Origin of the sequence: Roseateles chitinivorans, from assembly GCF_050632145.1 — a bacterium.
Classification (GTDB): domain Bacteria; phylum Pseudomonadota; class Gammaproteobacteria; order Burkholderiales; family Burkholderiaceae_C; genus Roseateles; species Roseateles chitinivorans_B.
Genome location: NZ_CP192577.1, coordinates 746,150 through 768,188, shown reverse-complemented (window position 1 = coordinate 768,188; position 22,039 = coordinate 746,150). Strand labels below are relative to the sequence as shown.

At 69.8% G+C, this 22,039-nt stretch carries 20 protein-coding genes; 8 read left to right on the top strand and 12 right to left on the bottom strand.

Annotation, left to right across the window (positions count from 1 at the left end; genetic code table 11):
* Positions 1-3: 3 nt before the first annotated feature.
* Both ACQ86G_RS03475 and ACQ86G_RS03470 read right to left on the bottom strand, forming a co-directional pair.
* Entirely contained in the window at positions 4-561 is a 558-nt protein-coding gene (locus tag ACQ86G_RS03475) for a hypothetical protein (protein ID WP_431259339.1), read from the bottom strand.
* Positions 486-3,362 (bottom strand): hypothetical protein, encoded by a 2,877-nt coding sequence (locus tag ACQ86G_RS03470; RefSeq protein WP_431259338.1) that lies wholly within the window; start codon positions 3,360-3,362, stop codon positions 486-488. The genes ACQ86G_RS03475 and ACQ86G_RS03470 overlap by 76 nt, the downstream gene beginning before the upstream one ends.
* 166 nt (positions 3,363-3,528) lie before the next feature.
* Between ACQ86G_RS03470 and ACQ86G_RS03465 the strand changes: the two genes are divergently transcribed.
* Positions 3,529-4,071 (top strand): hypothetical protein, encoded by a 543-nt coding sequence (locus ACQ86G_RS03465; protein WP_431259337.1) that lies wholly within the window; start codon positions 3,529-3,531, stop codon positions 4,069-4,071.
* Between the two features lie 116 nt (positions 4,072-4,187).
* Here ACQ86G_RS03465 and ACQ86G_RS03460 read toward each other — a convergent pair whose 3' ends face one another.
* Positions 4,188-4,991: a helix-turn-helix transcriptional regulator gene (locus tag ACQ86G_RS03460; protein WP_431261323.1), complete on the bottom strand. Its 804-nt coding sequence runs from the start codon at positions 4,989-4,991 to the stop codon at positions 4,188-4,190.
* A gap of 188 nt (positions 4,992-5,179) precedes the next feature.
* Here ACQ86G_RS03460 and ACQ86G_RS03455 point away from each other — a divergent pair, with 188 nt between their 5' ends.
* Positions 5,180-6,079, top strand: coding sequence for an SDR family oxidoreductase (locus ACQ86G_RS03455; RefSeq protein ID WP_431259336.1), 900 nt, complete (start codon positions 5,180-5,182; stop codon positions 6,077-6,079).
* Positions 6,080-6,124: 45 nt separating this feature from the next.
* Here ACQ86G_RS03455 and ACQ86G_RS03450 read toward each other — a convergent pair whose 3' ends face one another.
* The 3 genes from ACQ86G_RS03450 to ACQ86G_RS03440 all read right to left on the bottom strand — a co-directional run bounded on the left by ACQ86G_RS03450 (position 6,125) and on the right by ACQ86G_RS03440 (position 8,367).
* Positions 6,125-6,613 (bottom strand): hypothetical protein, encoded by a 489-nt coding sequence (locus ACQ86G_RS03450; protein WP_431259335.1) that lies wholly within the window; start codon positions 6,611-6,613, stop codon positions 6,125-6,127.
* A 203-nt stretch (positions 6,614-6,816) separates the two neighbouring features.
* Positions 6,817-7,476: a peroxiredoxin gene (locus tag ACQ86G_RS03445; RefSeq protein WP_431259334.1), complete on the bottom strand. Its 660-nt coding sequence runs from the start codon at positions 7,474-7,476 to the stop codon at positions 6,817-6,819.
* Between the two features lie 219 nt (positions 7,477-7,695).
* Positions 7,696-8,367 carry a hypothetical protein gene (locus ACQ86G_RS03440; RefSeq protein ID WP_431259333.1) on the bottom strand — a complete coding sequence of 224 codons (672 nt, stop codon included), beginning with the start codon at positions 8,365-8,367 and terminating at the stop codon, positions 7,696-7,698.
* A 781-nt stretch (positions 8,368-9,148) separates the two neighbouring features.
* Between ACQ86G_RS03440 and katG the strand changes: the two genes are divergently transcribed.
* Both katG and ACQ86G_RS03430 read left to right on the top strand, forming a co-directional pair.
* The gene (gene katG / locus ACQ86G_RS03435; RefSeq protein WP_431259332.1) at positions 9,149-11,350 is read left to right on the top strand and encodes a catalase/peroxidase HPI; all 2,202 of its coding nucleotides are present in this window, start codon (positions 9,149-9,151) and stop codon (positions 11,348-11,350) included.
* A gap of 176 nt (positions 11,351-11,526) precedes the next feature.
* On the top strand, positions 11,527-12,135 hold the full coding sequence (locus tag ACQ86G_RS03430) for a CAP domain-containing protein (RefSeq protein ID WP_431259331.1): 609 nt from the start codon (positions 11,527-11,529) through the stop codon (positions 12,133-12,135).
* A 112-nt stretch (positions 12,136-12,247) separates the two neighbouring features.
* On the opposite strand, the gene ACQ86G_RS03425 is transcribed toward ACQ86G_RS03430, so the two are convergent.
* Together ACQ86G_RS03425 and ACQ86G_RS03420 are read right to left on the bottom strand one after the other, a co-directional pair.
* Positions 12,248-12,910: a glutaminyl-peptide cyclotransferase gene (locus tag ACQ86G_RS03425; RefSeq protein ID WP_431261322.1), complete on the bottom strand. Its 663-nt coding sequence runs from the start codon at positions 12,908-12,910 to the stop codon at positions 12,248-12,250.
* A gap of 92 nt (positions 12,911-13,002) precedes the next feature.
* A complete protein-coding gene (locus tag ACQ86G_RS03420) occupies positions 13,003-14,223 on the bottom strand; it encodes a helix-turn-helix domain-containing protein (RefSeq protein WP_431259330.1) in 1,221 nt (406 codons plus the stop codon).
* Positions 14,224-14,322: 99 nt separating this feature from the next.
* On the opposite strand from ACQ86G_RS03420, the gene ACQ86G_RS03415 reads away from it, so the two are divergent.
* The 3 genes from ACQ86G_RS03415 to ACQ86G_RS03405 all read left to right on the top strand — a co-directional run bounded on the left by ACQ86G_RS03415 (position 14,323) and on the right by ACQ86G_RS03405 (position 16,131).
* Positions 14,323-14,565, top strand: a complete 243-nt coding sequence (locus ACQ86G_RS03415) for a glutaredoxin domain-containing protein (RefSeq protein WP_088404873.1) — start codon at positions 14,323-14,325, stop codon at positions 14,563-14,565.
* Between the two features lie 148 nt (positions 14,566-14,713).
* A complete protein-coding gene (locus tag ACQ86G_RS03410; RefSeq protein WP_431259329.1) occupies positions 14,714-15,448 on the top strand; it encodes a DUF899 family protein in 735 nt (244 codons plus the stop codon).
* A 62-nt stretch (positions 15,449-15,510) separates the two neighbouring features.
* Positions 15,511-16,131, top strand: a complete 621-nt coding sequence (locus tag ACQ86G_RS03405; protein ID WP_431259328.1) for a class I SAM-dependent methyltransferase — start codon at positions 15,511-15,513, stop codon at positions 16,129-16,131.
* Positions 16,132-16,207: 76 nt separating this feature from the next.
* Here the strand turns inward: ACQ86G_RS03405 and ACQ86G_RS03400 are convergent, their stop codons facing one another.
* Positions 16,208-16,813 carry a chalcone isomerase family protein gene (locus ACQ86G_RS03400; RefSeq protein ID WP_431259327.1) on the bottom strand — a complete coding sequence of 202 codons (606 nt, stop codon included), beginning with the start codon at positions 16,811-16,813 and terminating at the stop codon, positions 16,208-16,210.
* A 298-nt stretch (positions 16,814-17,111) separates the two neighbouring features.
* Here ACQ86G_RS03400 and ACQ86G_RS03395 point away from each other — a divergent pair, with 298 nt between their 5' ends.
* On the top strand, positions 17,112-18,140 hold the full coding sequence (locus tag ACQ86G_RS03395; RefSeq protein ID WP_431259326.1) for a SphA family protein: 1,029 nt from the start codon (positions 17,112-17,114) through the stop codon (positions 18,138-18,140).
* A gap of 96 nt (positions 18,141-18,236) precedes the next feature.
* On the opposite strand, the gene ACQ86G_RS03390 is transcribed toward ACQ86G_RS03395, so the two are convergent.
* From ACQ86G_RS03390 to ACQ86G_RS03380, 3 genes are read right to left on the bottom strand one after another with little or no spacing between them, the layout of a single operon-like run.
* The gene (locus tag ACQ86G_RS03390; protein ID WP_431259325.1) at positions 18,237-19,280 is read right to left on the bottom strand and encodes a hypothetical protein; all 1,044 of its coding nucleotides are present in this window, start codon (positions 19,278-19,280) and stop codon (positions 18,237-18,239) included.
* 59 nt (positions 19,281-19,339) lie between these two features.
* Complete coding sequence (locus ACQ86G_RS03385; RefSeq protein ID WP_431259324.1) at positions 19,340-21,649, bottom strand: FAD-binding protein; 2,310 nt, start codon at positions 21,647-21,649, stop codon at positions 19,340-19,342.
* Positions 21,646-21,999, bottom strand: coding sequence for a DUF805 domain-containing protein (locus ACQ86G_RS03380; protein WP_431259323.1), 354 nt, complete (start codon positions 21,997-21,999; stop codon positions 21,646-21,648). The genes ACQ86G_RS03385 and ACQ86G_RS03380 overlap by 4 nt, the downstream gene beginning before the upstream one ends.
* Positions 22,000-22,039 lie beyond the last annotated feature (40 nt).

The window sequence follows — 22,039 nt, the reverse complement described above, 5'->3', positions numbered from 1 at the left end:
TCGTCAGGCGGCGGAGGCCGGAGAAGTCGAGGGGCCCGAGGACCCCGAGGGATCCGGAAACGTCGGCATGGTCGGTGCGGCGGGCAAGGACCCTGGCGGTCCCGACGGCGGTTTCCAGTTCAGGAAGGGCAGGGCGATGCCGGGGTGCTTCGCGGCGATGTCGCGCAGGCCGGCGATGTACTGCGGCTTGTCGGTCAGGCTGGCGGTGACGACCTGGCGGGCGAAGATCTCGGCGACGACCGCGGCCGTGCCGGCGTCGTCCGTCTGCGCGCGCAGGAAGGCAGTGATGCGCGACTTGGCGGCGCGACCGCGATGGACCTGGCTCAACACCGTCAGGAAGTAGGGCGTGAGCGCACGCAGCCGCTGCGCGAGCTGCGGCTTGTCCTCGGTCGGCAGTTCCAGCAGCCATTGCGTGACGAAGAGCTGCACCTGCGTGCCCGGGTGCTGGCTCAGTCGCGTGAGGCAGAGCGAGGCGTCGGCCGCGCTCATCCGGCGCACGAGGCGGGCGCGGCCCAGCGCCTGCACCCAGGCCTTCGGATGGTCGACCCAGGCGATGAGCAACTCGATCGCGAGCGATTCGTCCGGCAGCCGCTCGCCGAAGAGCGTGCGGGTGTAGTCGACGGCGTCGTCGAAGTCGGCCTCGGCGAGGGGAGCAGTTGCTCGGCCTGCTCGGGCGTCGGCACCGGCGGCAACGTGAGATCGAGTGCGCGCATCGACCAGAGGCGCACCGTCGTGTCGGGGTGGCGCGCCAGCGTGGCGAGCTGCCGCAGCGAGAATTCCGCCGGCGTCAGCGACATCAGCGCCCAGGCGCCGTAACGCTGTGCGCCCGCGCTGCGCGCCTGCAGCGCGCGCCAGGCCCCGGACGGATCGCGCGCGGGCGCGGCGGGGGCCAGGTCTTGCGTCAACCAGCGCAGCGCATCGGTGTGGGCGCCATCGCCTGACTCCGTCTGGAACAGGGCGCGGTGCAGGCGGTCGGCGATCAGGCGAGTGAATTCAGCATCGCCTCGCGCGACGCGCAGCAGCGCGGGTCCCACCGCGCTGCGGATGCCGGCGTGCGCATGGGTGGCGAGATCGCCGATCAATTCGACCTGGCCGCGCAGCACCTCGTCGGGCAGCGCGGCGAGCAGACGCACGCCGCAGGCGCGGCGGTCGGGGTCGTCGGCGCCGATCAGCTGCTTCATCAGCGGCGGCGGCAGCAGCGTGACGCCGGCCGGATGCAGCAGCAGCCAGGTGACGCCGAGCTGCACGACCGGCACCGCCGGATGGTCCAGCAGCGGCAGCAGCGCGCCGAGCTGTCGCAGCACGGCCTCGCCGGCCGGCGCGGCGAGCGGGCCGGTCAGCAGTTGCCCGATCAGCGCGGCGCCTTCGGCCAGCCCGGGATCGGCCGCGTCGGCGGCCAGCAGCGCGGGCGGCAGTTCGTCGAGCAGCGCCTGCGGCGTCGCCAGCAGCGCCAGGCCGTGGCCCTGCTTGCGCGCGCGCTCCTGGCCGCTGAGCAGCAGCGCCACGATCAGGTCCGGGAAACCGGCGAAGGCGCCCGGATCGCCGGCGATGTGCAGCAGCGCGAAGTCGCGCGCGGCGGGATGGGCGCTCGAAGCCATCAGCTTGAGCCACTGGATCTGCTCGGCCGGCGAGCCGCGCTCGACGTGGGCGCGGGCGACGCGGAAGCCGGTTTCGGCCGTCGGCGCGTACGGGCTGCGCAGCAACCGTTCGAGCACGGCCAGGGGCTGTCGCCCCATGAAGTCGGCGTGGTCCTGCAGCGCGCGGGCGACCACGGCGTGGACCAGCGCGCTGCGGCTCTCCATCGCCAGGCGCAGCAGCGCTTCGGGATGGGCGTCCCACATCTCGCGCAGGCCTTCGGCGCGCTCGGGCAGCGCGCGCGTGACGTCGATGGGCTCGCGGGTCCAGACCCGCTTGGTGCGTCCTCGATCGCTCTGGCCGGCGCCATGGACGACGTCGCGCGGCTTGTCACGGTCGCCCCGGTTCGGCGCCCGCGCCAGCAGCAGCCGCGTGACCAGCAGCCAGTTCGCACCGGCGGGGTAGTGACGCGCGATCGTCACCCATCGGCGATCGACGTATTCGGAGCGATGCTCGATGGCGGCGGCGGGGACTTCATCGTCGCGCAGGCCCAGCAGCAGCTCGACCGCGAGTTCGGACGCCTGCGGATGTCCGATCGCGGCGAGCCGGCGCACGCTGCGCAGGCCGCGCAGCCGGAGGTACTCGCGCGTCAGGCGGCCGTACGCGCGCGCGGGCTTGCGCTTGCCGCCGCCGCTGCGGACGATGATCTCGCCATTCGACGGGTCGCGATACTGGCGCGTCGTCAGACCGCCCTGCGCGGGACGCGTGTTCTCGAACCGCGCATGCAGCACACCGACGACCTCCGCGTCGCGGCGCAGTTCGGCGGCCTTGTAGACGTAGCGCATCGCCTGGAAGGCTTCGGCCTGCACCGGCAGCGCGCGCAGCAGCGCCAGCACCCGCTCGCGCACCGCGGGGCGGGCGAGCGCGATGTCGTACCAGTCCTGCATCAGCTCGGGCCAGTCGAGACGGCGGGCGTCGAGCGGCTCCAGCAGGGCGACGACCAGCTCGGGGCCGTCGAGTTCCAGCGCGAGTTCCGCCGACCACTGGCTGGCCAGCAATTCGGCGTGCGCGGCGAGGTCCTCCGGCGACAGCAGCATCAGCCGCGCCTGGTGGGCGAATCGTTTCGTCGCGGGGCTGCGGCCGCGCTCCGCCAGGATCCGCATGGCTTCGGCCGCGCCGGGATCGCCAAGGCGGCCGATGGCGGCGGCCAGGCACAGGTCCAGCAGGTCGCTGCCGCTCTCGAGCAGCTCGACCAGGCGTGGCACCAGGCCGCGCAGCGCGCGTTGCGCGGCGGGGTCCGCCGCCGTGCGGTCGCTGCATTCGGCGACGCGCCACGCGGAGCGGGCCTGCCGGTCGACGGATTCGAGTTTCCAGCGCGCCGGGGCGAAGCGCGCGACCAGCGCGGCGATGTCGGGAGGCACGGGGCCGGCGGGCGGCGCCGACGAGCTCAGGCGTTGAGGGTCAGGCGTTGCCACCAGGCCGGTCGGGCCACCCGCGGCGGGTCCGGTCGCGCTGCCACCAGCCAGTGCGTCGAAACCGTCGCGGCGGATCAGCGTCTCGCCGGCGGCCAGGCGGCGGCGGATGAAGTCCAGCGCGCGACGCTCGGCCTCGGCGAGCGCGCAGGGCGTGGCGGTCAGCGACGACTCGCCGCTGTCCTGGCGGACGGTGACGACGTAACGCGTGCCGCCGTCGCGGCCCGCGGGCAGGTCCAGCTCGACCAGTTCCACCGTGCAGCGGCGCTCGCGCGGATGGACGCGTGCCAGCGTCGCGGATGCGATCTTCCTCAAGTGCTTCTCCCCCTGGGCCGACCGATTCTAGGGGGTGGTGTCGACCTAGGGGAGGGCTCCGACCTAGGGATGTGCCCCTTCCCGGGGACTGCCTAGTCTGGCTCACGGCTTCTTCACGGCTCGACCTCGGGCGGTGGCCGCGATGCGGATTCGCAGGAGGGGTGCCATGCCCACACGTCAGCTGATGGTGACGCAGATCAAGTGCCTGGACGACACGAGCGAGGGCGACGGCGGCGACTCGCCTTACGTGCTGGTGTTCATGGCCCATCGCAACGTGCCGGGCGGCAAGCTGATCCGCGTGCGCGATCCCGACTGGGACAACCACTTCCTGAAGGGCCGGGTCGTCAACACGCGGCAGATCGTCGACGAGGCGGAGGCCGGCGGCGCCTTCGTCTTCGCCTGGCTGCTCGAGGAGGACTGGGATCCGGACCTGGGCAGCGGCGGCTTCCTGCAGGTGCTGATGCAGACGGTCTGGAACCAGTACGGGCAGAGCGGCTGGGCCAACCTGACCGCGGCGCAGTTGCGCTCGGTCGTGGGGCCGAAACTCTCGACCTTCGTGCAGAGCTCGCTGTCCAACGACGAGTACCTCGGCTGGCACAGCTTCGTCGTGCCGACGGTGACCACCGAGACCGCCCTCTCGCCGCTGAACTACGGCGGGGACGGCGGCAGTTACAAGCTCACGTTCACGGTGCGGATCAAGGGCGGATGACACCGCCCGATCGCCTCCGTGAAGGGAACCGGTCTCCAGGGCCTCCCTAGCCCGGCGTCCCGGCCTGCCGGCGGCGGAATTCCGTCGTCGGCAGGCCGCCGACGCCCCAGTCACCCTCAGACCGAGCCGGACGCCTGGAGATCCAACAGCCGGCTCACCTTGTCCTCGTCATCGTGCGTCGCGGGCTGGTAGACCACCAGGCCCAGGTCCGGCCGCTGATCGACGGAGAACGCCGAGTACTCGAAGGCGATGAGGCCGACGGTCGGGTGCCGCAGCCGCTTCACGCCTTCGCCGAAGGCCTTCACGTCGTGCTCGCGCCAGTACCGCTCGAACTCCGGGCTCTGCGCGCTGACCTCGCGCACCAGCGCCTCGACCTTGGCCGTGTCGCCGACTCGCGCCGAATCCGCGCGGAACGCGGCCACCACGAAACGCGCGACGCTCTCCCAATCGTCCTGCGCCGCCCGCACCCGCGGGTGGCAGAAGATCAGCTTCACGATGTTGCGCTGCTCGAGCGGCAGCGCGCTGTAGTCGGTGAGGACGGCGGCGGCCGCGCGATTCCATCCGACCACGTCCCACAGCGGCGTCTTCACGATCGCCGGGCTCAGCGTGAGCGCGTCCAGCACGCGTTGCAGCCGCGGCGTGATGCCGTCGGTCTCTGGCGCGCGGAGTTCGGGCGCCCGACCGAAGGCGAGCAGGAAGAGATGCTCGCGCTCGACATCCGTCAGCAGCAGCGCGCCGGCGATGCGTTCGAGCACGACCTCCGACGGCGCACCGCCACGTCCTTGCTCCAGCCACGTGTACCAGGTCGGGCTCACATGCGCGCGCTGCGCGACTTCCTCGCGACGCAGGCCGGGCGTACGCCGGCGCGTCATCGGCAGGCCGAAGGCGGCCGGATCGAGCCGTTCGCGGCGGTCGCGCAGGTAGGCGCCGACCGGGTTGTCCTTCGGCGCCTGGGCGGCCGCTGCCGGAAGCTCGGAAGCCGGCGGCGGAGAGGGGAGGGGAAGACGTTGTTCATCCTGTTAGCCGCCATACCTGGATAAGGTCACTACTACACCGGGATGGATTCTGCGTCGACGATGCATCGCATCCACTTTCGAGGGTTTCTCTCATGCGAGTTTTCGTCACTGGAGCCACGGGCTTCGTCGGGTCGGCGGTGGTCGACGAGTTGATCGAGGCCGGCCACCAGGTGCTCGGCCTGGCGCGGTCGGACGCGTCCGCGGACGCGCTGGTCCGGGCCGGCGCCGAGGTGCATCGCGGCACGATCGATGATCTGGACCGCCTGCGTTCGGGCGCGGCGTCGAGCGATGCCGTCATCCACACGGCGTTCGACCACGACTTCTCCCGCTTCGCCGAGAACTGCCGGCGCGACGGCGTCGCCATCGAGGCGCTGGGCGAGGCGCTGGCCGGATCGCAGCGGCCGTTGCTGGTCACCTCGGGGTTGGCGATGATGGTGTCGGGCCGGCTGGGTCACGAAGGCGATCCCTGCCTTCCCGTGTCCGACGGCTATCCGCGCGCCTCCGAACCGACCGCGCTGACGCTCGCCGCGCGCGGCATCAACGCGGCCACCGTGCGCCTCTCGCCGACGGTGCACGGCGCGGGCGATCATGGGTTCGTGCCCATCCTCATCGATCTCGCGCGGCGCACGGGTCGTGCGGCCTACATCGGCGAGGGCCAGAACGCATGGAGCGCGGTGCACCGGCGCGATGCGGCGGTGGTGTTCCGTCGCGCGATCGAATCGCCGAAGGCCGGCGCGCGCTGGCATGCGATCGCGGAGGAGCGGATCGCCTTCAAGGACATCGCCACGGCGATCGGCGAGCGACTGGGCCTGCCGGTGGTGAGCCTGTCGCAGGACGAGGCGCAGGCGCACTTCGGCTGGTTCACGAAGTTCGCCGGGTTGGACCTCGCGGCGACGAGCACCGTCACGCGGGAGGCGCTCGGCTGGACGCCGAAGCATCCGACGCTGACGCAGGACCTGGACGACGCCGGCTACTTCGACGTGAAGGCCTGACAGCCCGGTGGCGGGTGGCACGCGCCTTGGCGGCGCGTCGCCGCCTCAGGTCGTGAACACGAACTGCCTGCCCTTGCGATTCGGGCCGACGAAACTCGTGTCGGGGAAGAGGCGCCGCTGGACCCAGAACACGTACCCGATCATGCCGAGCGAGATCGCGAAGCCGACGATGCTGCCGGCCGTCAGCGGGAACATGTGGGTGGCGTTGCGGCCCAGCGTGATGATCGAGAGGAACACATAGGCGTTGTACGCGCCTGCCCTCGGCTGACGGAAGCCCCACGCGAAGAGCAGCGGGATGAGCATCAGCGCCAGCCCGAGGAAGACCGACACCGAGGCCGTGATCCCGAGGATGATCAGCGCCTGCAGGACCATCAGTCCGGTGAGGATGTTGACGTGCAGACGCATCTCGGCAAAGGCCTGCAGGTCCGGCTTGTTGGCCAGCCAGGTGGCGAGCAGGCGATCCTTGACGCCCTGTCCGGACAGCTGCCGGAAGACCTCTGTCTTGCCCGTGCCCTCGGCGAGCATCGTGTCCATCAGCCGGCGGACGGCTCTCTTGTCGGTTATGGATCCTCCCTGGATCGGTTTTTGTCGAGGGCGGGATTCTGGCGCAGCCTTGAGCCATCCGGCGACGGACGCAGGAAGGAGAAAGGCCGGCTCCCCCATCAGAGGGAGCGCGGCCTTGCGGTGCTTCGATGAGAGGTGTCAGCGCGCGACGCGGGCGCGCATGACGTCCTCGATCACTTCGGCTGCTTGACGATGCGCAGGTAGGGCTTCGGGGCCTTCCAGCCTTCCGGATAGATCGTCTTGGCTTCGTCGTCGGAGACCGAGCCCGCGATGATCACGTCGTCGCCGTGCTTCCAGTTCACCGGCGTCGCGACGCGGTGCTTGGCGGTCAGCTGGATGGAGTCCAGCACGCGCAGGATCTCGTCGAAGTTGCGGCCCGTGGTCATCGGGTAGGTCAGCGTCAGCTTGATCTTCTTGTCCGGACCGACGATGAACACGGAACGCACGGTCGCATTCGTCGCCGCCGTGCGGCCGTCCGACGTGCCCGGCTCCTCGGCCGGCAGCATGTTGTAGAGCTTGGCCACGTTCAGGTCGGTGTCGCCGATCATCGGGTAGTTCACCGCCGAGCCCTGCGTCTCCTCGATGTCCGCGGCCCACTTGGCGTGGTTCTCGACCGGGTCGATCGACAGGCCGATCAGCTTGGCGTTGCGCTTGGTGAACTCGGGCTCGATCTTGGCCATGTAGCCCAGCTCGGTCGTGCACACCGGGGTGAAGTCCTTCGGGTGCGAGAACAGGATGGCCCAGCTGTCGCCGATCCAGTTGTGGAAGTCGATCTCCCCCTGCGTGGTCTTGGCGTTGAAGTTCGGGGCGATGTCGTTGATGCGCAGAGACATGGTGGGCTCCAAGGTTGAAAGTGTCGTCGCCCCCGGATGGGCGATCGGACAGGCCGGGCGATTCTCGTCGTCAATCCTGCTGCCGGGGAGGGACGGCAGAGGGGAGGCACATTCTTGTCCTCCGGATTGATGACGGGCAGAGTCTGCCCAATGGCCTTACTCGGGCAGCGACTTTACTCATGCGGGGCGCGAATGCCGTGCACGGGCGCTGCGCCCCGCTCACTGGCCGAAGGTCCAGTTCGCGCCGATCGTCCACCAGCCTTCCTTCGGCGCGTGGGCGGTGGCGGTCGCCCGCGCGAAGCTCAGGTCCAGCGTGAGCGAGGTGCCCAGCATGCGGCGCAGACCGAGTCGTTTCAGCGGTCGTTGGCCGTCGTGGAAATACTCGGCCAGTCCCTGCCAGTCCGGCGTCATCTGCCACTCGGCGGCGATGCCGCGCTGGGGGCGATCGTCGGCCCCCTTCAGCCAGGAACGACCCAGGTTCAGATGGAAGGCCAGGTCCTCGCGCGGGGTCCAGGTGACCGGCAACAGCAGCGACTGCTGCGATCGCGGGGTCTGGTCTTGCCACCCCAGCGCGGCGACCAGGCCGACCGCCAGTTCCGGTTGCAAGGCGGTGGCCCATTTGAGCTGCATGCCCCGCATGTGGAGCGAGGGGACTGCCTGCGCGGTGTTGCGGTCGACGTTGATGCCGGCCTCGACGCCGAACAGGTGGCAGCCGACGCCTGCGTGCTGGAGCTGGCGTCGGTCGAGGGTCGAGCGTTCGGCCCAGAGTTCGAGGTTGCATTGACCGGGGTCGACGATGGCCGCGTCGTCGACGGCGTGATGGCCGCCGGCGGCGATGGCATGGACCGGCAGCAGCAGACCGGTCAGCAGGGCCGGCAGGAAAAAGCGCATGAAAGGACTCCTGCGCGCACTGTCGGGCACGTCCGTTGAGGCGTGATGACGGCGCGGTTCACGGGGATCGGTTCGGGTGAGCCGTCGCGCAGGGGCGACGGCGGGCTCGGAAAGGCGATCGATGCGACAGGAGAAGAAGGCCGGCGCGGTGCTGCGCGCGACCGGAGCCGGTCAGCGCGTCAGTCGTGCGGCGGCCGTTCCGGCTCGCGTCGCGATGAGACTGGGGGCACTGTCCACGAAGGGCTCCAATGGGGGAAAGGCGCGGATTGTGGCACCGGTCAATGACCCAGATCAACCTCCCTGAGGACTGTGTCGAATGGGCCTCGGTTCACATGAAAAGCATCCGACCATTGATCGCCCATCGATAGACTTCGTTCCTTCGCCCCAGGCTGCCCCCCGTCCTAGTAGATCGTGGATGGGCTGTGCCCCTGGGGCGACATTTCTCCAGAAGTTGGGAGATCCCGATGTCAACGGCCATCCTCATCGACGGTGCATTCTTCGTGAAGCGTTTTCGTGCGCTGCAACCGGACCACGCACGTTGATGGACTTCGCTCCACTGCGCGTCGCCGTGAGCGTGCCGACGATGACCCGGCGAGATTCCCAGAGGAGGTCATGGAGATGGTGGTCTGATCCGAACGGCTCTCTCCGGTCGAAAAAACTATCGCCCCGATAAACCCCGACTGTTGCTGTCGCGACTGGCCCGGTCCTAGACTCGTCCGCGCTCGCACGCTGCAAGGCGGACCAGTGGACTGAACCCCCAGGCTCAACTCAGGAGGAAGACATGTCAGGCGAATCGGAAGCGAAGTGCCCGTTCTCGGGCGGAACCCACCACCACGCGGTGGCCGGCACCAAGGGCAACCGGGATTGGTGGCCCGAACAGCTCAACCTCTCCATCCTCTCCCTCCACTCGTCCAAGACGAACCCGATGGGCGAGGATTTCAAGTACGCGCACGAGTTCCAGACCCTGGACCTCGATGCCGTCGTCAAGGACCTGAACGCGCTGATGACGGACTCCCAGGACTGGTGGCCCGCCGACTACGGCCACTACGGCCCGTTCTTCATCCGCATGGCCTGGCACTCGGCCGGCACCTACCGCGTGCAGGACGGCCGCGGCGGCGCCGGCACCGGCGCGCAACGTTTCGCGCCGCTCAACAGCTGGCCCGACAACGGCAACCTCGACAAGGCCCGCCGACTGCTCTGGCCGATCAAGCAGAAGTACGGCCGCAAGCTCTCCTGGGCCGACCTGATGATCCTGGCCGGCAACGTCGCGCTGGAGTCGATGGGTTTCAAGACCTTCGGGTTCGCGGGCGGCCGCACCGACGTGTGGGAACCCGAGACCGACGTCTTCTGGGGCCCGGAGACCACCTGGCTCGGCGACGAGCGCTACGCCGGTGATCGCGACCTGGCGAACCCTCTGGCCGCCGTGCAGATGGGCCTGATCTACGTGAATCCGGAAGGGCCGAACGGCAACCCCGATCCCGCCAAGTCGGCACGCGACATCCGCGAGACCTTCAAGCGCATGGCGATGAACGACGAGGAGACGGTCGCGCTGGTCGCCGGCGGACACACCTTCGGCAAGGCACACGGCGCGGGCGAGGCCCATCACGTCGGCGCGATGCCCGAGGGCGGGGACATCGAGGACCAGGGTCTCGGCTGGAAGAACAAGTTCGGCGAAGGCATGGGCGTCTACACGATCACCAGCGGCATCGAGGGCGCCTGGACGCCGACGCCGACGAAGTGGGACAACAGCTTCTTCGAGACGCTGTTCGGCTACGAGTGGGAACTGACCAAGAGCCCCGCCGGCGCCCACCAGTGGACGCCCAAGGGCGGCGCGGGCGCGGGCACGGTGCCCGACGCGCACGACAAGAGCCGCAAGCACGCGCCGATGATGACGACGGCCGACCTCGCGCTGCGCGTCGACCCGGCCTACGAGAAGATCTCGCGCCGCTACAAGGACAACCCGGCGGAACTGGCCGACGCGTTCGCGCGCGCCTGGTACAAGCTGACGCACCGCGACATGGGTCCGCAGTCGCGCTACCTCGGCAAGCTGGTGCCCCAGGAAGAGTTGATCTGGCAAGACCCGGTACCGAAGGTCGATCATCCGCTGGTCGACGACCAGGACGTGACCGCGCTGAAGGCCAAGCTGCTTGCCAGCGGCCTGAGCGTCTCGCAGCTCGTGTCGACGGCCTGGGCCTCGGCCTCGACCTTCCGCAGCGGCGACAAGCGCGGCGGCGCCAACGGCGCGCGGATCCGCCTCGCGCCGCAGAAGGAATGGCCGGTGAACCAGCCCAGCGAGCTCGAGAAGGTGCTGAGCAAGCTGGAGACGGTGCGCAAGGCGTTCAACGGCTCGGCCGCGGGCGGCAAGCAGATCTCGCTGGCCGACCTGATCGTGCTGGGCGGCTCGGCGGGCATCGAGGCCGCGGCGAAGCAGGGCGGACATCAGGTCGTCGTGCCGTTCACCGCGGGACGCACCGACGCGTCGCAGGACCAGACCGATGTCGAATCGATGGGCTACCTGGAGCCTGCGGCCGACGGTTTCCGGAACTACGTGCGCAAGGACCTGGTCAAGCACACGGCGGAGCTGCTGATCGACAAGGCCCAGCTGCTGTCGCTGAGCGCGCCGGAGCTGACCGCGCTGGTCGGCGGCCTGCGGGTGCTCGACACCAACGTAGGCCACACGAAGCACGGCGTCCTCACGGCGCGTCCGCAGACGCTGAGCAACGACTTCTTCGTCAACCTGCTGGACATGCGGACGAAGTGGCAGAAGTCGACGAGCGACGACGGCGTGCTCGAGGGCCGCGACCGCACATCGGGTGCCACGAAGTGGACCGCCACGACGGCGGACCTGGTGTTCGGATCCAACTCGCAGCTGCGGGCCCTGTCCGAGGTGTACGCGTCCAAGGACGGCGAGAAGGTGTTCGTCAACGACTTCGTCAAGGCCTGGACCCGGGTCATGAACCTGGACCGCTACGACCTGATCTGAGCGGATGCGGGGCCGCCACCCGGGAGGGTCGGCGGCCCCTGAACGATCTCGGGTGCAGGCAATCTGGCTACGTTGTAGGCAAATTGGCGACACCGCCCGAGGGGGCGACCCCGCCTGCTGGCCCTCCGCTACGTTTGGTTCCAGAAATCTTTCCAATCGTTTCCTAAGATGGAGGGATGGACGTCCATGCCAACAAGCCGGCCCACCGGCAGTTCCCCACTTCGATGATCGCTGCCGCCCTGCTGGCGTTGGGTCTGGGTGCGTGCGGCGGCGGAGGCAGCGATGCCCCGGCGGCCGACCCGGGCACGCCGAACCCGACCAATCCGCCCCTCGTTGCCGGTACCTGCGACCTGCCCAATTTCAAGCAGGAGTTGCTGGATCGCATCAATGCGCTGCGCGCGTCGGGCGCGAGCTGCGGGAGCTCCGGCAACTTCCCCGCCGTGCCGGCGGTGGTCTGGAACGACAAGCTGACCGCGGCGGCCGACGGGCACGCGCAGGACATGGCGGCGAAGAACTACTTCAGCCACGACAGCCAGGACGGCCGCAGTTTCTCGACTCGCATCACCAACGCGGGCTACACCTGGGCCGCCGCCGGCGAGAACATCGCCGCCGGACAGACGACCGTCGAGTCGGTCATGAGCTCCTGGCGCAACAGCCCCGGCCATTGCGCCAACCTGATGTCGGCCAACTTCGTCGACGTCGGCGTGGCCTGCCGGCCCGCCGCCTCGGCGTCCAACACCTACAGCAAGTACTGGGTGATGGATCTCGGCAAGGCAGCGCGTTGAGGCGAGCTTCCGATTTGGGCGCCGCGCGTCGTTGCAAATCCTCGCCATAGCGCTGCTATGGCTCCGGTTTGCGCCTAGCGCGGCATCCCAAATCGGAACCTCGCAAGACCGATCAGGTACCTTGCGGGCGACGCACCGCGCGCAGCTTGCCGCTGGCGCCGCCGCCGCAGTAGAACAAATCCGCGCCATCCGACTCCAGGCCGCTGACGCCGACATTCGCCGGCATGGCCAGGCGCTGGATCACAGCGCCGTCCGCCGGATCCACGCGGCGCAACTCGCTTTCATCACCTTCCCAGGTGCCGTGCCAGAGTTGCCCATCCACCCAGGTGACGCCGGTGACGAAGCGGTTGGACTCGATCGTGCGTCGCACCGCGCCGGTCTCCGGATCGATCTGGACGATCTTGCGGTCGCGGTACTGGCCGACCCACAGGCTGCCTTCGGCCCAGGTGAGTCCGGAATCGCTGCCCTGACCCGACGGCGCCGGGATCGTGCCGACGACGCGTCCGCTCTGCGGGTCGATCTTCCGGATCTGCGAGTCGCCGATCTGGTAAAGGTGGCGGCCGTCGAAGGCCGTGCCGGCATCCGCGACGCAGGGCAGCGTGCGCTGGACCTCGCCGCTGGCGGGATCGATCGCCAGCAGGCCGAGCGCGGTGGCCGCCCAGACGCGATCGCCGTCGTGGCTCACGCCGTGGACGGCCGGTGCGCCGGGGTAGGGGCCGAACTCGCGGACGACCTCGGCCGCGCGGGCCGCGGGCAGTGCCGCATTGGAGGCCATCCGTGCCTCGGCATGGGGATCGCAGGCGGCGGGATTGGAAGCAGTCATCGTCATCTCCTGTACGGCGAAACCGTCGCCGCATGGACCTCAATCTATCCAGCGGGCGGCAGGGCAGGGAGTAACAAGATCGTCGCGATTCCCGTCATCGGCGGCGCGAGCCAGCGCTTGGCGCGCGCCTGACCGATCGCGCGGACCCGCCCCTCGGTCTCGAGCGCCGCGAGCGCGCGCTGCACCGTCCGCTGGCTGGCGCCGAGTGCCAACGCCAGCGCCGAGGTCGACCAGGCCGCGCCGTCGGCCAGCAGGGCCTGCAGCGAGGCGGTCTCGCCCGCCATCGGCGGCACGAGCAGCGTCACCGCGCGCTCGTCGGTCACCCTCAACGCGAAGCCCTTGTGCGTCGCCTCGATACGTGCGACGGGGTCGATCAACGCGCGGAGGCGGCCCAGCTCGACGCGCAATCGCGCGCGATGGGTCTCGTCGGGGTGCCGGGTCCGGAAGGCGCGGAGGATGAGCGTCGCCCGGTCCGCGTCGCCCGGCCAGGACTCGGCGAGCACGCGGGCGAGCGCGAACAGCACGGGCCGGCGCGCGAGGTCGATGGTCAGCCCCGCGCCACGGATCGCGTGCCGGCAGGCATCCACGACCAGGATCGGCGACGCGAGCAAGGCCTCCACTTCCGCGAGACGCAAGGACCGCATCTGCCCGCCATCGACGCGACGCGCGGCGGGGTGATCGAGCGATGCGCGCAGATCGCTCGCCTCCGTCACCAACGCCGCCACGCCGGCGCGCTGTGCGGCGGCGGATGCGCGCTCGACGGCCATCGACGCGTCGCCGCTTCGCAGCGCCCGCATCGCCAGTTCCGCCGAGGCCAGTCCGGCCATCGCGTCGAGCAGGGGCGGCAGGCCGACGACCTCCGCCGGGGGCAGCGCCTGCGCCGCCTCGTCGAGGCGCCCGAGCAGGATCAGGCGACGCGCGGCGATGAGCCGCGCCTGCAAGGCGTTCAAACGGTCGTCGTGGGCCTCCAGCGTCGACGCGGCCTGCAACAGCGGCCGTGTCGGCTCGCCGAGATCACGCATCGCGAGGGCGACCTCGGCCTCGGCCACGACGCAGCGCGCGCGGGCCACGGCCTCCTTCGGTCCGAAGGCCCCGGCGGCCCGCCGCAAGAGCTCGCGGGCGCGTGGATGTTCGCCGAGCTGTGCCATCGCGATGCCGCGCAGTGCAAGCGCCGATGGATCGTCGCGCAAGGCCACGCGCTGCAGCGCGCCCAGCGCGTCGCCGGCGGCGAGGCAGCGGGCGGCGGCGGTGATCAGGGCGTCCATGGGCGGAGCTTAAGCGCCGGGGAGGTCGGCCCCGATCCCCCGAGGCTCAGGGAGACCCCGGGTCGGCATGCCCGGAGGGCCCCGAATACACTCCTGCCCATGGAACTGAAGATCGTCGTCTATTCGAAGTCCGCCTGCCCGCAATGCGACACGGCGAAGAGTCTGCTCAAGTCCCGCGGGATGGACTATCAGGAGATCCTGATCGACGACGAGGCCGAGCGCCTGGCCTTCTACGAGAAGTGCGGCCCGTCCGTGCGCCAGATGCCGCAGGTCTTCATCAACGACCAGCGCGTCGGCGGCGTCACCGGCCTGCAGGCGGCGCTGAAGCAGCTGGGCCGCTGAGCGCCGGACACTGAGCGCCGGACACTGATCGCCGGGCGCCTCGCGGCGTCCTACGTGTCGAACGCCTCGACGCCTACAGGCGCGCGACGCCGCGCGTCCCAGACTGACCTCCTGTTCCGCCGATCTCCGTCGGCATGGGAGTCCCGTCATGGCGTCGTCGTCCCCCGCCTCCCCGCAGGCATCGTCCGCCACGCCCGCGTTGAAGGACGCCAAATCCCTCGCCCAGGCCAACGCGAAGCCCTATCCGGGCGACAGCCCCGAGTACCGCGCCGCGCGCGAGGCGCTGCTCGCCGAGGAGGTGGAGCTCCGCCGTCACCTCTGGCGCGTCGCGGAACAGCGTCGCGCGCTGCCGCTCGGCGGCGAGGCCGAGCCGTACCGCTTCCTCGACGAAAACGGCAAGGAAGTCGGCCTCGCCGATCTCTTCGGCCCGCACGACACGCTCGTCACCTACTTCTGGATGTACGGCCCGCAGCGCGAGCGTCCGTGCCCGATGTGCACGTCCTTCCTGGGTTCGCTGGACATCCCGCTGCGCGACCTCGAGCAGCGCGTGGCCGTCGCGGTGCTGGGGCGTTCGCCGGTCTCCCGCCAGCTCGCCTTCGCGCGCGAGCGGGGCTGGCGTCACCTGCGCTTCTTCCAGCTCGTCGGCGATCAGTTCACGACGACCTTCAAGCTGGTCGACGACCAGGGCTTCGAGTACCCCGCGCTGACTGTCTGGGTACGACGCGGCGACAAGGTCTTCCACTTCTGGAGCGCCGAAAGCGGCGGCACCGAGGACCCCGGCCAGGACGCGCACGGCGCGCCGGAGATCGCGCCGCTGTGGAACGTACTCGACCTGACCCCGGGCGGGCGCGGGTCGAATTGGTATCCGAAGCTGGACTACTGAAGGGGCTGCGTTGGGGGGAAACGCTAAAGTCGGCGGCTTCTTCCAACGACTGCGAAAGCGCCATGTCCCTGCTCGACGTTCCCAGCCCGATCGACCTCCGCGAGATGTCCGACGCCCGCCAATGGGCTGACGAGGCGATGGTCAAACGGCCCTGGCGGACGGAGTTCTTCGCGGCGTTCGCCGAGGCGCTCGAGGCCGGTCATGCGCATCGCGTGCTGGAGCTGGGATCGGGACCGGGCTTCCTCGCGCAGTACCTGCTCGAGGCCTTGCCGGCCATCGACTACGTGGCGCTCGACTTCTCGCCGGCCATGCACCAGCTCGCTGCTGAGCGCATCGGCGCCGCCGCGCGTCGCGTGCGTTTCGTCGAGCGGAGTTTCCGCGAGCCGGACTGGGTCGAGGGCCTGGGCCCGTTCGATCACGTCGTGACCAACCAGGCCGTGCATGAGCTGCGCCACAAGCGCCACACGCGCGCGCTGCATGAGCAGGTGCGGGGACTGCTCGCGCCGGGCGGCCGCTACCTGGTCTGCGACCATTTCGCGGGCGACGGCGGCATGAAGAACGACCAGCTCTACATGAGCATCGAGGAGCAGCGCGTCGCGCTGGCCGAGGCCGGCTTCGCGCGCGTCGAGCCGCTGCTGCTCAAGCGCGGCCTGATGCTGTACGCCGCGTCGGTCGAACGCTGAGCGGCCGGGCGGTCCCGCACGCGCGCCTTCCCGGCGCGCGCTGCGCGATCGGCGGCCTTCGATCAGCGTCCGGCGATCACTTCGCCGGTGCGAGGCCCAGCAGCCCGTCGCGCGTGCTGCCGCGCACCTTGGGGCCGATCCAGACCTTCATCATCATCGGGAAGAAGCTCTCGCCCTGGATGGTGTCGCCGACCTTCGCGCCGTTGACGCTGAACTCGGTCGTCTGCTTCGCGGGGTCGTAGTCGATCGTGACCAGGTCGCCCTTGAGCAGCTTCGCGCGGTTGCCGAAGACGACGCCCAGCTGCGCGGTCTGGATGATGTTCTTCGCGAACTCGTCGGCCGCGTTCTGGCGGATGCGGTCCAGCATCGCGTTGGCCAGGTCGCGCGAGGACACGTCGCGCATCATGTAGAAGGTGATGCGCTTCGCGCCCTTCTCGGCGACGGCGGCTTCCATCGTCGTCTGCTTCTTCGGCAGGTAGAAGGCCACCGCGGTCGAGCGCGTCGACAGGATGCTCGATGTCGCCGCGCCGTTCAGCTGCAGCGTCTGGTTGTGCAGCAGCGCCGTGTCCTGGAACTTGAAGCCCTCGACTTCCACCTCCGCCGCGAAGGCGAACGAGGACATCGCGGCGAGGCCGATGAACAGGGCATTCCGGACGGAGCGGGTGAAGGTGGAACGTTGCATGGGGAAGTCTCCTCGCAGTGACGCGTCGTGTTGTGGGATTGAGCCGCGGGCCGACCGGACGCGGTGGCGAAAAAGTGGCGTGGCTCGTGGCGTCGCGAGTTCGGGCCGATGGTGACGGCGATCGCGTGGCGCGTTGCGGAGCGGATTAAAGCGCGGCGAGGTGTGGCGCGTCAGCCCCGCAAACTGGGGCCGTGCCTCTAATCCGAGGCGCGATGTGACGAATGGCACAAGCCCCGGCCCCTTCCGCTGGCACGATGCGCTCCGATTCGAAAATCCAGAACTCCCCGGAGGGATCCCCGTGTCCATCGACCTTCTCCGCGCGCGCCCGTCCGCGCTCACCGCCGCCTTCCTCACGCTGGTCGCCGTCGCCGGCACCGCGCACGCCACCGAGAACAGCCAGGTGCGCGCGCTGCTCGGCGCGCCGTCCTATGAGATCTCGACGCCGCAGTTCCCCGGCGTCTATCTGCAGACCTGGTACCAGCACTACGAGGCCGACAAGCTGCGCGATGCCGACGGCAACACGCCGACGCGCTCGCTGACCCTGCCCGGCGTCGGCACGCTGCCGCTGACGGTCAACGGCTCGATCAAGGCCGACGTCTTCGTGCCGCGCATCACCTGGGTGACCGACAAGATCGTGATGGACGGCCGGCTGGGCTTCTCCGCCGCGTTCCCGCTGGTCAAGCAGACCAACGACTTCACGCTGAGCACGGTGCTGCCCGCCGGCCTGCCGTCCGCCGCCGTGACGCAGATCAACCAGCAGCTGGCCGCCACCGGCCGCGCGCTGTCGGGCCAGCGCAGCGGCATGGCCGATCCGGAACTCGCCGCCTACGTCGACTGGCAGCAGGACGAGTCGCGCGTCGCCGTCGGCGTCGCGTTCAATCCCCCGATGGGCTCGTACGACGCGAGCCGCGCGGTGAATCCGGGCGCCGGCAAGTACTGGACCTTCAAGCCGCTGCTGGTGGCGTCGCGGGTGTGGGAGAACGGCTTCGCCGTCGGCCTGCGCGCCACGTACTCGATCAACACGCGCAACGACGACACCGGCGTGCGTTCCGGCCAGTACCTGCATGCGGACTGGTCCGGCACCTACAACGTCAACGACCAGTGGAAGGTCGGCGTGCAGGGCTACGTGCTCAAGCAGTTCACCGCCGATCGCGGCGGCGATGCCGGCGCCAACAAGGTCCAGGCGCTGTCCGCCGGTCCGCTGATCGCCTACCTGGCGGAGAGCGGCGAGTGGGGCGTCGACTTCAAGGTGATGAAGGAGTTCTCGGTGCGCAACCGCCCCGAGGGCACGATCACCTGGCTGCGCCTGAACTACCGTCTGAACTGATCGCCGGACGACGGAGGACGTCCCGATCGCGGGGCGTCGTTCAACGAAGCGCGCCCGCGTGATGCCGGCGCGCTTCGTCGTTCAGGGCCTCAGGCGTCAGAAGTCGTAGATGTGCTCGATGTGATCGCCGGCCCGTTCGGCGCGCCTGAGCTCGTCGCCCAGACGCGCGATCGGCAGCGCGATGACCGCGCGTTTGGTGCCCGGCCGCGTGAGGATCGGTTGCTCGAACAGCAACCGCGCCCCGGTCGGCTGCCAGGCCTGCGGGACCAGCTCGCTGACCACGATCTCGCCGGTGTTGCCGGCGACGCTGAGGAAGTCCACGTCCTGTCGCGCGAGCCAGCGGCTGTAGCTCGTGAACCCCTCGTAGCGGGGAATCGTCGCGAAGACCGGGCCTCGCGTCGATGAGGACGACGGCGGCGCCGTCGGCGGGACGATGAAGTCCGGATGCGCGGCGCGCTCGGACGCATCGTCCGGTGCCCGGCTCAGCCACACGGCGGTGACCGGTTTCGGCGCGTCGTAGATCGTCTGGGTGCCCAGCTTGATCAGCCGCGCGTAGCCTTCCTTGACGAGCAGTTCCGTCGTCAGCAGGTAGCGGCGCTCCCACTTGCGCGCCATGCCCGGACCGGTCATCGGCACGTCGCGCCACAGGGCTTTCAACCGGGACGCGAAGTCGAACTTGTACCAGGGGTCGACGCGGATGAAGTCGACGTAGTCCTGCGCGTACCGCGCCGCGAAACGCTCCTCGTCCACCGGCCCGTCCGTGCCGCGCAGGCCCTCGGCGACGCGACCGACCGTGCGTTCGTAGACGCCCTTGAGCGCGTACTCCACCGTCGTGCTGACGCCGATGACCATCACCATCAGGTGGTAGCCGCCGTTGAACGGGTAGCGCTCGATCTCGCGGTTGATCGCGCCGTACGACTGCCAGAACTGCCCGATGTGCGAGAACAGCGGGAAGCGGCTCGGCGCGTCGCCGTGGCCCAGCCATGCGGCGTACTCCGCCGGGCTGTGCACCAGGTACCACTCGGGGAAGGTGAGGAAGGTCTGGTCGGGCGTGCGGCGATCCTCGACCGGCGTCTCAGGCTCAGCGGCGCCGACGACGCCGGCGCCACCGAAGGCCACCGTGACCCCGATGGCCAGCATCGATGCGAGGGTCCGAGCCCTGGCGATCCAACCCTGCGACCGTGATGGGGAGCGTCCGTTCATGCGACCTCCGCCGGCTTGATGAAGCAGAACAGCGTGTTCATCGTCGGATCGTTGGCCTGCAGCACGCGATGGCCGCTGTCCTCGAAGCCGGCGTCGCGCAGGCGATCGACCCAGTCCTGTCCCGAGGCGAAGTGGCGCCGCTCCGCGACGTTGCTCTCCCAGGTCTCGCCGAGTCCGGCGTTGAAGACCGTGTGCGCCAGCGACACCAGCGCACCGAGCTCGGGATCACGCACGTCGTGGTCCCGCACGATGAAGGCGCCGCCGGGGCGCATCACGCGATGGACCGAACGCAGGAAGGGGCCCAGCGTCTCCGGCGTCATGTGATGCAGCCCGATGTAGCAGGTCACCAGGCCGATGCTGCCGGAGGCGATGGCGTCGGGCAGCGGCGCGTAGTCGTCCAGCGTGAAGTGCCGGCCGGGCCGCGCGATCCGACCGCGCTCGACGATGTCGACCGGCGAGTTGCCTTGCGGCTTCTCCTCGACGAACACCAGCTCGCCGCGCAGCCGCAGCGCCTTCGCCAGTCCGCCGTGATAACGCGCCTTGGAGCCGATCTCCAGATAGCCGTCGAACTCGCGCTCGGCCAGCACGGTCAGCGTCTGCCGCGTCATCTCCGCCTTCTGCTTGAACAGCGCGGGGAGCGCGTAGCGCAGCTCCGCCGCGGCCGGCTTGATCGACGGCAGGCGGCGCTGGATGTCGCGGTAGATGCTTTCCTCGTCGCGATGGCGCGCGACGGCGTCGGCGATCAGATGATGGAAGCGATCCTCCGGCGCGGTGTGGAAGACGTTCTGGAGGAACAGGTAGAAGGCGTCCGACAGGCGCGTGTCGCCGAACACGCGGTGGAACTCCGTGCCGGCGGCGGCAGGGACGGAGGAGGCGGTGACGGTGGCGACGCCCGCCTGCGTCGCCGCGACGGCCTCTGCCGCGGCATCCCCGGTCTGCGCGGCATCCGGGGCGCAGGCCGGCTCCGGACAGTACTTGTCCCACAGCGCGTTGGTGAAGCGGTGCCGCGGGTCCAGCCGCCGCTTCAGCGCGAAGAGCTCGCGCGCGCCCGGATAGGCGCGGTGGAACTGCTCGTGCGTCGCGTGCGGCTGGTAGGGCAGGTAGTAGGCCCCGCCGACCGACAGCACCGCGTCGATCAGCTCGCGTGTCCATACCGCGACGCGGCGTCGCGCGTTCTCGCGGGTGCGCTGCTTGTGATACAGGACGAAGGCGAAGGTCTCGGTCGGCGCCCAGGCCAGCAGCGTGTCCGGATCCGGCATCGCATGGCGGATCGAGATGTTGAGCGCGTTCACGCGATGGCGCCGCAGGATCTCCGCCATCTTCGGCACGAAGTCCGTCAGCCGCTCCACCGGCACGAAGTACTCCTGCAGCACGTAGGTGCGGTGCATCCGGGTCGGCGGCTCCAGCTCGGCCACGTCGTAGCCGGCCTCGTAGTTGCGCCAGTGCACCTTGCCGCGCAGGTAGAGCAGCGGATCGATCAGCTTCTCGCGGCGCTCCTTGCCGAACGGGGTCTCCGACATCGACCACAGGAAGTAGCGATGCAGCGGATACGACCCGCGCAGCGGCTGCAGCCGGTCCGGGACGGTGGCCGGCTTGTCGGTCTCCTTCCAGGTGACCGCGCGCAGCGTGCGGTAGTGGGGGCCGTAGAGGTCCGCGTTGTGGAAGACCGCGGCCGGGTTGCCGCGCACCTGGTCCTTGAAGTAGGTCCAGTAGTCCTCCAGCGCCATGACCGCGTCGTGGCGCTCCACCTTCTGGTTGGTGTCGAGGTCGAGTTCGACCTCGACGATCACGCCCAGCGCCCCGTAGCCGCCGATGGCGCCGCGGAAGATCTCGGCATGGGACTCGCGCGTGGCCTCGACGACGCTGCCGTCGTGCAGCGCCACGCGGATCGCGCGCACCGACAGCACCAGCGGACCGAGGCCGACGTAGCGGCCATGGCAGTTGACGCTCAGTGCGCCGCCGACGGTGAAGTTGGCGTAGGTCTGCATGATCTTCACCGACAGTCCGTGCGGGTCGATGAAGCGCTGGATGTCGCACCAGCGCGTGCCGGCCTGGACGCGGATCGTGCGTGCCGTCGGCGAGAACGCGATCACGCGGTTCATCGCCCGCATGTCGATGTGCAGGCTGCCCGGGCTGGCCGTCTGGCCGCCCATGCTGAAGCGCCCGCCGCCGACGGACACGGGACCCGTGGTGCGCCGCAGCGCCTCCTGGACCTCCTCGACCGATTCCGGCGCGACGATGGCCATGACGCGCACCGGATTCAGGCCGGTCACGTCGTTGACGATGTGATGGGAGGACATGCTCATGGGGCGACGGTGAGGTAGTCGGCGGGCTGCTGCGCATCGAAGCGGCGGCCCTCGGGGACGGAGCGGCGCAGGCCGCATTCGATGCACAGCGCCAGCGGGCCCAGCACCGGCAGCGCCGCGAGCAGCAGCCACCAGGCGGAGCGTCCGCGGTCGTGCAGTCGGCGGCCCCAGATCGAGATCAGCAGGAGGGTCGCGACCAGCGCGGCGGCCCATCCCAGCGGGGTGTCCGCGACCGCGATCGCGATCCACAGCGCGAGGGGCACCAGCGTGCCGTGGCGCAGCCAGAATCCGCGTCGCGTGAGCGTGCCGGCCGTCGAGAACTCCCTCGCGGCCGCGTGTGTCGATGGCATGGCCATTCCTCCCAGGCGCGCATCATGCCGCAGGGTGGGC

Bases quoted from the DNA above. Each gene is read 5' to 3' on its own strand.
- ACQ86G_RS03465 (WP_431259337.1), top strand. From the start codon at position 3,529: ATGCCCACACGTCAGCTGATGGTGACGCAGATCAAGTGCCTGGACGAC.
- ACQ86G_RS03455 (WP_431259336.1), top strand. From the start codon at position 5,180: ATGCGAGTTTTCGTCACTGGAGCCACGGGCTTCGTCGGGTCGGCGGTG.
- ACQ86G_RS03450 (WP_431259335.1), bottom strand. From the start codon at position 6,613: ATGGACACGATGCTCGCCGAGGGCACGGGCAAGACAGAGGTCTTCCGG.
- ACQ86G_RS03445 (WP_431259334.1), bottom strand. From the start codon at position 7,476: ATGTCTCTGCGCATCAACGACATCGCCCCGAACTTCAACGCCAAGACC.
- ACQ86G_RS03440 (WP_431259333.1), bottom strand. From the start codon at position 8,367: ATGCGCTTTTTCCTGCCGGCCCTGCTGACCGGTCTGCTGCTGCCGGTC.
- katG (WP_431259332.1), top strand. From the start codon at position 9,149: ATGTCAGGCGAATCGGAAGCGAAGTGCCCGTTCTCGGGCGGAACCCAC.
- ACQ86G_RS03430 (WP_431259331.1), top strand. From the start codon at position 11,527: ATGGACGTCCATGCCAACAAGCCGGCCCACCGGCAGTTCCCCACTTCG.
- ACQ86G_RS03425 (WP_431261322.1), bottom strand. From the start codon at position 12,910: ATGGCCTCCAATGCGGCACTGCCCGCGGCCCGCGCGGCCGAGGTCGTC.
- ACQ86G_RS03420 (WP_431259330.1), bottom strand. From the start codon at position 14,223: ATGGACGCCCTGATCACCGCCGCCGCCCGCTGCCTCGCCGCCGGCGAC.
- ACQ86G_RS03415 (WP_088404873.1), top strand. From the start codon at position 14,323: ATGGAACTGAAGATCGTCGTCTATTCGAAGTCCGCCTGCCCGCAATGC.
- ACQ86G_RS03410 (WP_431259329.1), top strand. From the start codon at position 14,714: ATGGCGTCGTCGTCCCCCGCCTCCCCGCAGGCATCGTCCGCCACGCCC.
- ACQ86G_RS03405 (WP_431259328.1), top strand. From the start codon at position 15,511: ATGTCCCTGCTCGACGTTCCCAGCCCGATCGACCTCCGCGAGATGTCC.
- ACQ86G_RS03400 (WP_431259327.1), bottom strand. From the start codon at position 16,813: ATGCAACGTTCCACCTTCACCCGCTCCGTCCGGAATGCCCTGTTCATC.
- ACQ86G_RS03390 (WP_431259325.1), bottom strand. From the start codon at position 19,280: ATGCTGGCCATCGGGGTCACGGTGGCCTTCGGTGGCGCCGGCGTCGTC.
- ACQ86G_RS03385 (WP_431259324.1), bottom strand. From the start codon at position 21,649: ATGAGCATGTCCTCCCATCACATCGTCAACGACGTGACCGGCCTGAAT.
- ACQ86G_RS03380 (WP_431259323.1), bottom strand. From the start codon at position 21,999: ATGCCATCGACACACGCGGCCGCGAGGGAGTTCTCGACGGCCGGCACG.